We start from the raw sequence: 15135 nt of genomic DNA on the forward strand, positions 1-15135 counted from the left end.
ATGGACAGGCAACTCGAGCAGCTGCTGCTGGATCTCAAGGCCGAGCGCGTCTCCAAGGAGTACGTCAAGGAGTTCCTGAGGCGCCGCCAGGAGGCCGGCCAGGATCATGCCGGCCAGGATCAGGCAGGCCAGGATCAGGCGGCGCAGGAGAAGGCGGGCCCGGAGCAGGCCGGTCAGGAGAAGGCCGGCCCGGAGCTGGTCCGGTTCCACCCGGTCTGGCAGCCGGCGGACGGCACCCCGGCGACCGGGCGGGAGCCCGGCCACCTCGTGCTGCTCGCCGGGCCGAGCGAACTGGCGGCGGCCCTGCAGGAGTCGGACAGCACGGCCGTGGTGCGCCTCCTGGAGAGCCCCGCCACCGGCCTCGCGGAGCGCTACACCGACCTCGCGGGCCAGGTGCTCGACGCCCTCCGCCGGCTCCTCGCCCTCCCGTCGCTGCCCCGGACGCTGGTGCAGCTCGTCTGTCCGTGGAACGGCGAGGACGCCCTCGGCGCCGGCCTGCTCGGCCTGCTGAAGAGCGCGGCCCTGGAGAACCCCCGGCTCGTGCCCCAGCTCGTCCTGGTCGACGCCGCCGCGCCGGCCGCGGCCACCGCCGCGCAGCTCCTGACGGTCCGGGACCGCCCGGACGAGCGCGCCGTGCGGCTGCACGACGGCGGCCGGTCCGTCCTGGCCTGGCAGGAGCTGCCGGCCCCGGCGGAGCCCGCGCTGCCCTGGAAGGAGGGCGGCACCTACGTCATCACCGGCGGCCTCGGCGGCCTCGGGCTGATCTTCGCGCGGGACGTCCTGCGGTCCGTCCGCAGCGCCACCGTCCACCTCACCGGCCGTTCCCCGCTCGACGCGGGCTGGCGGCAGCTGCTGGAGTCGCTGCGGCGCCCGCAGGCGCAGGTGCACTACACCCCGCTCGACGCCGCCGACGCCGCGGGTGTGGCGGCGTTCCTGGCCGGGGTGCGGCAGCAGCACGGCGCGATCAACGGCATCATCCACAGCGCTGGCGTCCTGCGGGACGGTTTCGTCCTCCGCAAGAGCGAGGACGACCTGCGCGCCGTCCTCGCCCCCAAGGTGGCCGGGACGGTCAACCTCGACGCCGCCAGCCACGGCGACGCGCTGGACTTCTTCGCCCTGTTCTCCTCCGCGGCGGCGGTCACCGGCAACGTCGGCCAGGCCGACTACGCCGCCGCCAACGCCTTCCTCGACGCCTTCGCCCGGCACCGCGCCGGCCTGGTCGCCGAGGGGCTGCGCTCGGGCCGCAGCATCTCGCTCAACTGGCCGCTGTGGGCCGAGGGCGGCATGGCCCCGGACGCGGAGACGGAGCGTGCCCTGCTGGAGCAGGTCGGCATGCGTCCGCTGCGTACCGAGTCCGGCGTGCGGGTCCTGCACGAGAGCCTCTCCCTGACGCACCACCAGGTGATGGCGGTCGAGGGTGACGGGGCGCTCATCCGCCGGGCGCTGCTGGGGCAGCCGACGGCCTCGCCGTCGTCCGGCCCCGCCCCGGCCGGCGCGTCCGTCGCGGCCCCGGTCGCCGCGTCCATCGCTGCGCCGGCGGCCGCCGTGGCCGTCGACGCGGGCGCGCTGCGCGACAAGGTCGTGCACCGGCTCCGGCAGGTGCTCGGCGGCGTCATCGGCCTCCCGGCGGCGAAGATCGACGCCGAGGCCCCGCTGGAGAGCTACGGGATCGACTCCATCGTCGTCACCCGGCTCAACCGGAAGTTCGCCGAGACCTTCGCGGGGCTCCCGAAGACGGTCCTCTACGAGTTCAACTCGCTGGACGCCCTTGCGGACTACTTCCTCCGGGAGCACCGGGGGACGTGCCTCACCTGGACCGGGCTCGCCACACCGGCTCCCGCCGCAGGGCCCGCCGATGCAAGGACCGCCGCCGGCGCGGCCCCGGCCGTCGCCGACAAGCCCGCCGCCGTCGCGCAGCCCGCTCCCGCGCAGCCCGCCCCCGCCCCCGCCTCCGTTCCCGCTCCCGCCCCGGCCCCCGAGGCCCCGGCGGCCGCCGACGCCATCGCGATCGTCGGCATGAGCGGCCGCTTCCCGCAGGCGGGGAACCTGGACGAGTACTGGCAGAACCTCGCCGCCGGGCGGGACTGCGTCACCGAGATCCCCGCGGACCGCTGGGAGCTGGAGGGCTTCTACCACCCGGACCGCGACGAGGCGGTCGCGCTGGGCCGCAGCTACAGCAAGTGGGGCGGCTTCCTCGACGGTTTCGCCGACTTCGACCCGCTCTTCTTCGGCATCTCGCCGCAGGAAGCCATGAACATGGACCCGCAGGAACGCCTGTTCCTCCAGGAGTCCTGGAACGCGCTGGAGGACGCCGGCTACACCCGCCGGCGCCTGGCCGACGCGCACCGCGGGCGGGTCGGCGTCTTCGCCGGCGTCTCCAAGACCGGCTTCGACCTCTACGGGCCCGCGCTCCGGGAGCAGAACGAGAACCTCCACCCGCTGACCTCGTTCGCCTCGGTCGCCAACCGCGTCTCCTACCTGCTCGACCTCCGGGGCCCGAGTCTGCCCGTCGACACCATGTGCTCGTCCTCGCTGAGCGCCGTCCACGAGGCGATGGAGCACCTGCGGCGCGGCGAGTGCGACCTGGCGCTCGCGGGCGGGGTCAACCTCTACCTGCACCCGTCGAACTACACCCTGATGTCCGGCAAGCGGATGCTGTCGCACGACGGGAAGTGCCGTAGCTTCGGCGCCGGCGGCAACGGCTTCGTGCCCGGCGAGGGCGCGGCCGTCGTGCTGCTCAAGCGGCTGGCGGACGCCGAGCGGGACGGCGATGTCATCCACGCCGTGCTGCGCGGCAGCAGCATCAACCACGGCGGCCGGACCAACGGCTACACCGTGCCCAACCCGGGCGCGCAGGCCGAGGTGGTGCGCGAGGCGCTGGACCGCGCGGGGGTCTCGGCCGACGAGGTCAGCTACGTGGAGGCGCACGGCACCGGGACGGAGCTCGGCGACCCGATCGAACTCGACGGGCTCACCCAGGCGTTCGCGAAGGACACCGACGCCCGGCAGTACTGCGCCGTCGGCTCGGCCAAGACCAACATCGGCCACCTGGAGGCGGCGGCCGGCATCGCCGGACTGCTGAAGATCGTCCTCCAGATGCAGCACGGGCGGCTCGCCCCCAGCCTGCACGCGCAGGAGCCCAACCCCAACATCGACTTCACCCGGACGCCCTTCCGGCTCCAGCAGGAGCCGGCCGACTGGCAGCGCCCCGCCGGCGCCGACGGCACGGCGGAGCGGGCCCGGATCGCCGGCGTCTCCTCCTTCGGCGCGGGCGGCTCCAACGCGCACGTCGTCGTGGAGGAGTACCGCGGCACCGGCACCGGGGGCACCGCCACGGACGGGAGCACCCCGCGGCTGATCGTGCTCTCGGCCAAGGACGGCGAGCGGCTGCGCGAGCGGGCGCAGGCCCTGCTGGACTGGCTCGCCCGCCAGGACGGGGCCGGACCGGACCTCGACGCCGTCGCCCACACACTGCAGTCCGGCCGCGAGGCGATGGAGACGCGGCTCGCGCTGCCCGTCACCTCCGCCGCCGAACTCACGGCCAAGCTCACCGCGTTCGTCGCGGGTGACGACGCCGTCGAGGACCTCCACCTGGGCAACGTCAAGGAGCACCGGGAGACCCTGGCCGTCTTCGCCACCGACACCGACATGGCGGCGACCGTCGACGCGTGGATCGAGAAGGGCAAGTTCGACAAGCTGCTCGACCTCTGGGTCAAGGGCCTGGCCGTCGACTGGAGCCGGCTCCACCGTGATCGGCGCCCCCGGATGGTCCCGCTGCCGGGCTACCCCTTCGCCCGCGAGCGCTACTGGGTGGGCGACCTCACGGCCGGCCGGGCCGCCACTGCCCCCGGCGCCGTCCGGCTCCACCCGCTCGTCCACGCCAACACCTCCAGCCTGGACGCCCAGCGGTTCGGCTCGGTGTTCTCGGGCGAGGAGTTCTTCCTGACCGACCACGTCGTCCGGGGCCGCAAGGTCCTGCCCGGCGCCGCGTACCTGGAGATGGCGCGGGCGGCCCTGGAGGCCTCGCTCGACGCCCGCCCGCAGGGCGTGACGCTGCGCAACGTGGTCTGGGCCCGCCCCGTCACGGTGGACGGGCAGCCCGTGCACGTGCGGACCACCCTGGTCGCCGAGGAGAGCGGCGAGGTCGCCTTCGAGATCGCGAGCCTGCCGGACGGCGACGCCGAGGCCGTCGTGCACAGCCAGGGCGTGGCCGTCCCCGTCGCGGTGGCACCGGCTGCCCCGGTGGACGTGGCCGCGCTGCTGGCCGCCTGCTCCACCGCGCGGCTGGACGCCGACGAGTGCTACCGGACGTACCGGGCCATGGGCCTCGACTACGGACCGGCGCACCGCGGCATCGAGAGCATCGCGATCGGCGACGGCCAGGCGCTGGCGCGCCTGGTGCTGCCCGCCGGGGCGCGGGAGGCGCTCGACGGGTTCGTGCTGCACCCGGGCCTGCTGGACTCCGCCTTCCAGGCCTCCGTCGGCCTGTTCGGCGAGGCCGACGGCACGGTGCTCCATCTTCCCTTTGCCCTGGACGAGTTGGAGGTCCTCGGGCCGCTCGCCCCGGAGCTGTGGGCGTGGGTGCGGTACAGCGCGGACGACCGGCCGGGCCACAAGGTCCGCAAGCTGGACATCGACCTCCTGGACGACGCCGGCGCCGTCCGCTGCCGGCTCCGGGGGTTCACCTCCCGGGCCTACGACGCGGACGCGGCCCCTGCTCCGGCCCCGGCCCAGGCCCCGGTGGAGCGCACCGGGCCCGAGCCGGTGCGGGACACCGAGCCGTCGCGGCCCGCCGGCACGCAGGCGGAGCGGGCCGGCCGGTACCTGGTCGGTCTGCTGGCCTCCCAGCTGCGCCTGCCGGCCGACCGGATCGATGTGAACGACGCCCTGGAGCACTACGGCATCGACTCCATCATGACGATGAACCTGACCAACAAGCTGGAGCAGGTCTTCGGCTCGCTGCCCAAGACCCTGTTCTTCGAGTACCAGAGCATCCGCGCGCTGACCGAGTACTTCCTCGACGCCCACGGGGAGCGGCTGGCCGCACTCCTGGGGCCGGACGACCCGGAGCCCGCCGCCATCCCCGCGGCCGTCACCCCCGCGGCCGTCGCCCCGGTCCGCACCGCCGCCCCGCGCCGCGGGCGGAGCGCACGGCGCGCCCCGGCCCGCCGGACCGAGGCGGCCTCCGAGGGCCTGGAGATCGCCGTCATCGGGCTGGCCGGGCGCTACCCGCAGGCCCGCAACGTCCGGGAGTTCTGGCGCAACCTGGCCGAGGGCCGGGACTGCGTCACCGAGATCCCGGCCGACCGCTGGGACCACAGCGCGTACTTCGACCCGGACAAGAACGCGCCGGGCCGCACGTACACCAAGTGGGGCGGCTTCCTGGACCGGGCCGACCACTTCGACCCGCTGTTCTTCAACATCTCGCCGCGCGAGGCCGCGTTCATGGACCCCCAGGAGCGGCTGTTCCTGGAGTGCGTGCACGAGACGCTGGAGGACGCCGGCTACACCCGCGAGACGCTGAGCCGCTACGGCGACCGCGGACTCGCCGGGAACGTCGGCGTGTTCGTCGGCGTGATGTACGAGGAGTACCAGCTCTACGGCGCCCAGGAGCAGGCGAAGGGACGCAACGTCACCCTGTCCGGCAGCGCCTCGTCCATCGCCAACCGGATCTCCTACGTCTTCGACCTGCACGGCCCGAGCCTGGCCGTCGACACCATGTGCTCGTCCTCGCTCACCGCCCTGCACCTGGCCTGCCAGAGCCTGCAGACCGGCGGGTGCGAGCTCGCCGTCGCCGGCGGCGTCAACCTGTCGCTCCACCCGAACAAGTACCTGATGCTCGGCAACGGCAAGTACGCGTCCAGCAAGGGGCTCTGCGAGAGCTTCGGCGAGGGCGGCGACGGCTACGTGCCCGGCGAGGGCGTCGGCGCCGTGCTGCTGAAGCCGCTGGCCCGGGCGATCGAGGACGGGGACACCATCCACGGTGTGATCCGGGGGACGGCCCTCAACCACGGCGGCCGGACCAACGGGTATTCCGTTCCCAACCCCCGCGCGCAGCACAACGTGATCGGCCACGCGCTGCGCGAGGCGGGCGTCGACGCGCGCTCGGTGAGCTACGTCGAGGCGCACGGCACCGGGACGTCGCTCGGCGACCCGATCGAGGTGGCGGGCCTGACGAAGGCGTTCCGGGAGTACTCGGACGACCGGCGGTTCTGCGCGATCGGCTCGGTGAAGAGCAACATCGGCCACGCCGAGAGCGCCGCCGGCATCTCGGCGCTGACCAAGGTGCTGCTGCAGCTGAAGCACGGCAAGCTGGTGCCCTCGCTCCACTCCGAGGTGCTCAACCCGCACATCGACTTCGAGAACAGCCCGTTCTACGTGCAGCGCGAGCTGTCGCCGTGGCGGCGACCGGTCGCCGCCGACGGCACCGAGGCGCCGCGGATCGCCGGCATCTCGTCCTTCGGCGCGGGCGGCTCCAACGCGCACGTCATCGTCGAGGAGTACGTCCCGGCGCGGGCCGTCGAGGTCACCGAAGCCGTCGAGGCCGGCACCGGCCGGCCCGCCGTCGTGGTGCTCTCCGCGCGGACGGAGGACGGCCTCCGGGCCCAGGCCGAGCAGCTGCTGCGCTGGACGACCGAGGAGGAGGGCGCCGGCGTCGCGCTCGCCGACCTCGCCCACACCCTCCAGGTCGGCCGGGAGGCGTACGAGGAGCGGCTCGGCCTCGTCGCGGGCACGACCGGCGAACTCGCCGCCAAGCTGCGGGCGTTCCTCGCCGACGAGGCGGGCGTCGCCGAGCTGTACCGGGGGCGGGTCGAGCGCCGGCAGGGAGCACTGGCCGTCTTCACCGCCGACGACGGCCTGGCGCGGGCACTGGACGCCTGGATCGCCGAGCGCGCGTACGGCAAGCTGCTGGAGCTCTGGGTCACCGGCCTGGTGCTCGACTGGGAGAAGCTGCAGGACGGCACCGCCCGCCGGGTGCCGATGCCGACCTACCCGTTCCAGGGCGAGCGCTACTGGCTCTCCCCGGGGCCCGGCGCCGACCCGCAGCCGGCCGCCGGTGCCGGTCGGCTCCACCCCCTGCTCCACGCCAACACCTCCAGTCTGAACGAGCAGCGCTTCACCTCGGTCTTCACGGGCGAGGAGTTCTTCCTGAAGGACCACCTGGTCCAGGGCGAGCGCGTGCTCTCCGGCGCGGCCTGCCTGGAGCTGGCGCGCGCCGCCGTGGCGGCTTCGCTGGACGAGCCGCACGGCTCCCTGCGGATCCGCAACGTCGTCTGGTCGCGGCCCGTCACGGTGGAGGGCCGGGCCCGGACCGTCCAGGTCCGCCTGCTGCCGAAGGGCCGGGACGAGGTCGGCTTCGAGATCTACAGCACCGGTGACGAGGACGCTCCCGCGGCGCAGCTGGTGATCCACAGCGAGGGCCTCGTCCGGGTGGCCCCGGAGGCCGGCCCGGCCGCCGCCGTCCTCGACCTGCCGCAGCTGCAAGCCGCCTGCCAGGGCGCCGAGTTGGACGCGGAGCAGGCCTACGAGGCGTTCCGCGCCCGGGGTATCGCCTACGGCCCCGGCCACCGCGGCCTCGACCGGCTCTGGACCGGCGACGGCCAGGTGCTGGCCCGGCTCGTCCTGCCGGCCGCGGTGCGCGGGACGCTGGACAGCTACGGCCTGCACCCGGCCCTGCTGGACTCCGCCCTCCAGGCCTGTGCGGGCCTGCTGCCCCTGGCCGGCGAGGACGGGCCGCTCCTGCTGCCGTTCGCGCTGGACGAGGTGGAGATCGCCGGCCCGTGCACCCCCACGATGTGGGCCTGGGTGCGCGAGGGCGGCGGCCGGCCGGGCGACGCCGTCCGCCGCCTCGACATCGACCTCTGCGACGACGAGGGGCGGGTGTGCGTCCGGCTCAAGGGCGTCTCCCTGCGCGCCTACACCGCGCGGGCCACCGGTGAGCCGCCGGCCACCGCCGGGCAGCCGGCCGTCGCCGAGCTGCTGGCCGCGCCGTGCTGGGTCCCCGCGGAGCGCGCCGAGCGTACCGGGGCGCCCGAGGCCGGCCTGGTGCTGGTCGCCGGGCTGCCCGAGGTCGCGGCGGCGCTGGAGTCGCAGGGCACGGCCCGGGTCGTGCGCCTGGACTCCGCCGCGCCGGGCGTCGCCGCCCGCTACACCGAGGACGCGCTGACCGTCCTCGCCGCCGTCAAGGAGGTGCTGGGCGAGCGCGGGCAGCAGAGCGTCCCCGTCCAGCTGGTCGCCTCGGCGGCCCAGGAGCCGTCCCTGTGGGCGGGGCTGGCCGCCGTCCTGAAGTCGGCCCGGCTGGAGAACCCGAAGGTGCTCGGCCAGCTCGTCCTGGTCGACCCGCAGGACGGCCCGGAGCAGGCGGCGGCCCACGTCGCCGCCGACCGCGCCGCCCTGTCGGACGCCGCCGTCCGCCACCACGGCGGCACGCGCGAGGTGCTGCGGTGGCGCGAGGAGGAGGACGGCGGCCCCGCCGTCGAGACGGCCTGGAAGGACGGCGGCGTCTACCTGATCACGGGTGGCGCCGGCGGGCTGGGCGCCGTCTTCGCCCGGGACATCGCCGCCCGGGTGCGCGAGCCCCGGATCGTCCTCGCCGGCCGGGCACCGCGCGACGGGCAGAAGGATGCGCTCCTGGCGGAGCTGACCGGGCTCGGCGCCCACGCGGCCTACGAGCGGGCCGACGTGGCCGTGCGGGAGGACGCCGAGGCGCTGGTCCGCACGGTCCGCGAGGCTCACGGCCGGATCGACGGCATCCTGCACAGCGCCGGGTTCATCAAGGACGCCTTCATCCTGCGCAAGGACGCGGACGACTTCGCCCGCGTCCTGGCACCGAAGGTGGCCGGCCTGGTGAACCTGGACGAGGCCACCCGCGAGGACGGGCTCGACTTCCTGGTCGCGTTCTCCTCCGTCGCCGGGGCCCTCGGCAACGTCGGCCAGTGCGACTACGCGGCCGCCAACGCCTTCATGGACGCCTACGCGCACCACCGCAACGCCCTCGTGGCGGCGGGGGAGCGGCAGGGCCGGACGGTGTCGCTCGGCTGGCCCCTGTGGGCCGACGGCGGCATGCACGTCGACGCGGGCACCGAGCAGTCGCTGCGCGAGCGCTTCGGCCTCGTGCCGCTGCGCACGGAGACCGGCGTTCGCGCCCTCCACCGGGCGCTGGCCTCGCAGCACAGCCAGGTGCTGGTGCTGGAGGGCGACCGGCCCCGGCTGCGGGAGACCCTGCTCGCCGACCTCCTCGCCGACCGGGCCACCGCTGCCCCGGTCGTGGCCCCGGCCCCGGCCCCGGTTGCGAGCCGCCCGGCGGCGCCGGAGGCGGGCCCGGACGGGACCGCCCCGGACGAGGGCACCGCCCAGAAGGCCGCGGCGTACTTCAAGAAGCTCCTGGCCGCGGTCATCGACCTGCCCGCCGCCAAGATCGACGCGGAGGCGCCGCTGGAGGACTACGGCGTCGACTCCGTGATGACGATGGACATGACGCGGACGCTGGAGACGGTCTTCGGCTCGCTGCCGAAGACGCTGTTCTTCGAGCACCGGACCATCGCGGCGCTGACGCGGCACTTCCTGGAGGCCCACCCGGACCGGATGCGGGAGCTGCTGCCCACCGCGGGCACCCGCCCGCAGCCCTCCCCGGCCGTCCCGGAGCGGACCGGGTCCGCGCCCGGGCGCACCTGGCGGACCCTGGCCCCGGCCCGGCCCGAGGCCGCCCCGGGCGGGGACGCCACCGCGGGCGGCGGCGACGTCGCGATCATCGGCCTGGCCGGGCGCTACCCGCAGGCCGCCGACGTCCGCGAGTTCTGGCAGAACCTCGCCGCCGGCAAGGACTGCGTCACCGAGGTGCCCGCCTCGCGCTGGGACGCCGGCGCCTTCTTCGACCCCGACCCGAACACCCCCGGCAAGACGTACAGCAAGTGGGGCGGATTCCTCGACGGCGCCTACGACTTCGACCCGATGTTCTTCAACATCTCCCCCCGCGAGGCGGAGATCATGGACCCGCAGGAGCGGCTCTTCCTCCAGTGCGTCCACGACACCCTGGAGGACGCCGGCTACACCCGGGACACCGCGAGGAGCCGGACGGGCAACGTGCTCGACGGCCGGGTGGGCGTCTTCGTCGGCGTCATGTACGAGGAGTACCAGCTCCTCGGCGCCCAGGCGCAGCTCGGCGGCACGCCGCTGGCGGTGGCCGGCAACCCCGCGTCCATCGCGAACCGGGTGTCGTACTACTTCGACCTCCAGGGCCCGAGCATGAGCGTCGACACGATGTGCTCGTCGTCGCTGTCGGCCGTTCACCTGGCCTGCCAGAGCCTGAAGTGGGGCGACTGCGAGGTGGCGGTCGCCGGCGGGGTGAACCTCTCGCTGCACCCGAACAAGTACCTGCTGCTCAGCCAGGGCCGGTTCGCGTCGACCAACGGCCGCTGCGAGAGCTTCGGCGCCGGCGGCGACGGCTACGTGCCGGGCGAGGGCGTGGGCGCCGTCCTGCTCAAGCCGCTGGCGAAGGCCGTCGCGGACGGCGACCGGATCTACGGCGTCATCAAGGGCACGGCCGTCAACCACGGCGGCAAGACCAACGGCTACTCGGTGCCGAACCCGCAGGCCCAGTCCGACGTCGTCGGCCGGGCCCTGGCGACGGCGGGCGTGGACGCGCGCGCCGTCGGCTACATCGAGGCGCACGGCACGGGGACGGCCCTGGGCGACCCGATCGAGATCGCCGGGCTGGCGAAGGCGTTCGGCGAGCACACCGACGACCGGCAGTTCTGCGCGATCGGCTCGGTGAAGAGCAACATCGGGCACGCCGAGAGCGCGGCCGGCATCGCCGGGATCACCAAGGTCCTGCTCCAGCTCCAGCACGGCAAGCTCGCCCCCTCGCTGCACGCGCAGACGCTCAACCCGCACATCGACTTCGCGCAGACGCCGTTCGTCGTGCAGCGGGAGCTGGCCGACTGGCCGAGCCCGGGTACGGACGGCGGCACGGGCACCGCGGCCCCGCGGGTCGCCGGCGTCTCGTCCTTCGGCGCCGGGGGCTCCAACGCCCACATCGTCATCGCGGAGTACCTGCCCGGGGCGGCGGCGGAGCCGGCCCCGGCCCGCGACGAGCAGCCCGCCGTCGTGCCGGTCTCGGCGCGGACGGCGGAGCAGCTGCGGGCGCAGGCCGGCAACCTGCTGGACTGGCTGGAGCGCCCGGAGCACGCCGGGCTCGCCCTCGCGGACGTCGCCTACACGCTGCAGGTGGGCCGCGAGGCGATGGAGGAGCGTCTCGGCGTCCTCGCCGCCTCGGTGCCCGACCTGGTGGCGAAGCTGCGGGACTTCCTCGACGGCGGCGCCGGCAGCGACGAGGTCGTCCGGAGCACGGTCACCCGTGACAGCAGCGTGCTGACGCTGTTCGCCCCCGACACCGACCTCGACGCGATGATCGCGGCCTGGGCCGCCAAGGGGAAGTACGAGAAGCTGCTCGAACTGTGGGCCAACGGCGTGCCGCTGGACTGGCGGCTGCTGCACGGCGCCGACGCCCCCCGGCGGATCGCGCTGCCGACCTACCCCTTCGCCCGCGAGCGCTGCTTCCCGTTCGACGGCGAGCCCGTCGTGGTACGGGCCCCGCAGGCCCCGGGCCGGCTGCACCCGCTGGTGCAGGCCAACACCTCGGACTTCGCGGAGCAGCGGTTCAGCTCGGTCTTCACCGGCCAGGAGTTCTTCCTGCGCGACCACGTCGTGCAGGGCGCCCGGACGATGCCGGGCACGGCGTTCCTGGAGATGGCCGTCGCCGCCGCCTGCCTCACCTGCCGGACGGCCGTCGAGCCGTCCGCGCCGGTGGCGCTGCGGAACATCGTGCTGGCGCAGCCGCTGCGGGTCGGCGACCGGCCGCAGGAGCTGCACGTCGGCCTCCACCCCGAGGAGGACGGTGACATCCGGTTCCGGGCCTACAGCTCCCCGGACGGCGCGGAGCCCGTCGTGCACAGCGAGGGGGCCCTCTACTTCGTGGAGGGCGTCGAGGAGACGGTGCTCGACCTGGACGCCCTGCGGGAGGCCTGCGACCTCCCCGGGCTCACCGCCGGGCAGTGCTACGAGCTCTACCGGGCGGCCGGCATCGCGTACGGGCCCGCGCACCGGGGCGTCCGGCACCTCTGGACCGGGGCGGAGCAGGCGCTGGCCGAGCTGGCACTGCCGGACGTGGTCCGGGGTACCGGGGGCGACTTCACGCTGCACCCGAGCCTGCTCGACGCGGCGCTCCAGGCCTGCGTCGGCGTCCTCGGCCGGCCGGGCGCCGAGGGGGCGGCGGCGAACGGCGCCGGCCTCGCCGTGCCGTTCGCCGTGGACGACGTCCTCGTCCTCGACGCCTGCACGGAGACGATGTGGGCGTGGGTGCGTCCGAGCGCGGACCAGGGCGCCGACGCGGCGACCCGCAAACTCGACGTGGACCTGGCCGACCAGCACGGATGTGTCCGTGTACGCATCGGCGGCCTGTCATTTCGCGTGTTGGATCTGACAAAGAATCATGATCCGATTTCCATCACGGAGTCGACTGGTGATCATGTAACGTCTCATCAAGTGACGTTGCATCATGATCCGGTCAATCCCGTGGGGAACCCCGGCGCAGCGGCACTCTCCTACCCGACGTGGCAGGCGAGGCCCGCGCAGGACGGGCCCTCCACCGTGGACGGCGCCCGGCGGACCGTGCTCCTGGCCGGGCTGCCCGAGGCGGCGGAGCTGCTCCGCGGCAGCGACGACAGCGAGGTCGTCGTCCTGGCCGCCGAGGGCGACACCCTCGACGGCCGGTACGCCGGCTACGGGGTGCAGCTCCTGGAGCGGCTGAAGTCCGAGGTGCGCGGAACGGCCGGCAAGGCCCACCTCCAGCTGGCGGTCGCCGGCGGCCCGGACGCGCTCCCGCTCTCCGGCCTCGCCGCGATGCTCCGTACGGCCGGACTGGAGAACCCGAACGTCACCGGGCAGCTGCTTCTCCTCGACCCCGCCGACACCCCGGCGACGGCCGTCGGACGGATCCTGGAGAACCGCACCCACCCGGAGGACACCCTCGTGCGCTACCGGGACGGACGGCGCGAGGTGCAGATCTGGGCCGAGGACGCCACGGCGTCCGCCACTCCGCTCCCCTGGAAGGAGAACGGGGTGTACCTGGTCACCGGCGGCATGGGGGCGCTCGGCCTCGTGTTCGCCCGGGAGATCGCCGCGCAGACCGGGAACGCCACCCTCGTCCTGACCGGGCGCTCCCCGTCCGACCCGGACAAGCGCCGGACGCTCGACGAGCTGGTGGCCCTCGGCGCCCGCGCCGCGTACTACGAGCAGGCCGACACGGCGAGCCGCGCCGACGCCGACGCGCTGGTCGCGCGGACGCTGGAGCGGTGCGGCCGGATCGACGGGGTGATCCACAGCGCCGGCGTGACGCACGACGGCTTCATCCTGCGCAAGCAGGCGGGGGAGTTCCGCGACGTCCTGGCACCCAAGGTGTCGGGCGTGGTCAACCTCGACGCAGCGACCGGCGCCCTCCCGCTCGACTTCTTCGTGACCTTCTCGTCCACCTCCGGCGCCTCCGGGAACGTCGGCCAGGTCGACTACGCGGCGGCCAACGCCTTCCTCGACGCCTACGCCTGGTACCGGCAGGAGCTCGTCGCCCGCGGCGAGCGCGCCGGGCACAGTCAGTCCGTCAACTGGCCGCTCTGGGCCGACGGCGGCATGCACGTCACGGCGGAGACGGAGGCCGTGCTGCGCTCGCGCTACGGCGTCGTCCCGCTGGGGACGGCCGAGGGGGTCACGGCGTTCCACCGGATCCTCAACTCCCCGCACAACCAGGTGATGGTCACCGCGGCCGACCCGTCCGGATCACCTGAAACGCCTTCCTCGCCTGCCTCGCACCAGACCTTCCCTGTCACCTCTGCCGTCGGGACGAATCCGTGACGCACAACGACAACGACGAGCTCGAAGCGAAGGCGACCGCGTACCTCAAGGGCCTGCTCTCCCAGGCCACCAAGGTGCCGGTCGGCCGGGTCGACGCCCACCGGGCGTTCGAGAGCTTCGGCATCGACTCGGTCATGGCGATGACCATGACGGCAGAGCTCGAAGCCGTCCTCGGGTCGCTGCCGAAGACCCTCTTCTTCGAGTTCCGCGACCTCCACGGGCTGGCGCAGCACCTCCTCGCCACCCACCGGCCGGCGCTGCTGCGCCACCTCGGCACCGCCGAGGAGGAGACGCCCGCCCCGGCGGGCCGGCCGCGCAAGGTCGTGCCAGGCAAGGCCGTGCCGGGCAAGGCCGAACAGTCCAAGGCAGCGCAGGGCAAGGCGGTGCGGGGCGGGGCCGTGCCGCGCAAGCCCCTGGCGTCGAGCCGGTGGGCGACGCGGTTCGAGGCGCCTAGGCCGGTCCGCGGGCCCGGGCCGGCCGGGGTACCCGAGCCGGTGCAGGCGGTGCGGGCGGCGCAGCCGGACGGGTCTCGGGGGATCGACATCGCGATCATCGGCCTGTCCGGTCGCTACCCGCAGGCCCGTACGCTGGACGAGTTCTGGGCCAACCTGGCCGCCGGCCGCGACAGCGTCACCGAGATCCCGGCCGACCGCTGGGACCACCGCGCCTACTTCGACCCGGACAAGGACGCGCCGGGCAAGACGTACAGCAAGTGGGGCGGATTCGTCGACGGCGTCGCCGAGTTCGACCCGCTGTTCTTCCACATCTCGCCCTCCGAGGCCGAGTTGATGGACCCTCAGGAGCGGCTCTTCCTGCAGTGCGCCTACGAGACCGTCGAGGACGCCGGCTACACGCCGGCCGGCCTGAACGCGCCCTCGGAGAACGGCGCGGTGCCCAACATCGGCGTCTACGTCGGCGTGATGTACGAGGAGTACCAGCTCTACGGCGCCCAGGAGCAGGCCCTCGGGCGCCCGGTGGCGCTCTCCGGCAACCCCTCGGCCGTCGCCAACCGGGTCTCCTACTACTTCGACTTCCGCGGCCCGAGCATGAGCGTCGACACGATGTGCTCCTCCTCGCTCACCGCCATCCAACTCGCCTGCCAGAGCCTCCAGTCGGGCGTGTCCGAGGTGGCGCTCGCCGGCGGCGTCAACCTGTCGGTGCACCCCAACAAGTACCTGATGCTCGGTCAGGGGAAGTTCGTCTCCAGCAAGGGCCGGTGCGAGAGCTTCG

2 protein-coding genes (1 of these 2 cut by a window edge) are annotated in these 15135 nt (G+C 74.2%); both read left to right on the forward strand.

Features of this window, described 5'->3' with window-relative positions:
• Positions 1-13905 carry an SDR family NAD(P)-dependent oxidoreductase gene (locus ACZ6NC_RS31765; protein WP_465737307.1) on the forward strand — a complete coding sequence of 4635 codons (13905 nt, stop codon included), beginning with the start codon at positions 1-3 and terminating at the stop codon, positions 13903-13905.
• Positions 13902-15135, forward strand: partial view of an SDR family NAD(P)-dependent oxidoreductase gene (locus ACZ6NC_RS31770; RefSeq protein ID WP_465737308.1) — the beginning only. The gene runs 7337 nt beyond the window's last position; 1234 of the gene's 8571 nt are visible here — the first part of the coding sequence; its start codon is at positions 13902-13904; its stop codon lies off the right edge, out of view. The genes ACZ6NC_RS31765 and ACZ6NC_RS31770 overlap by 4 nt, the downstream gene beginning before the upstream one ends.

This window comes from Kitasatospora sp. NPDC041988, assembly GCF_055588525.1.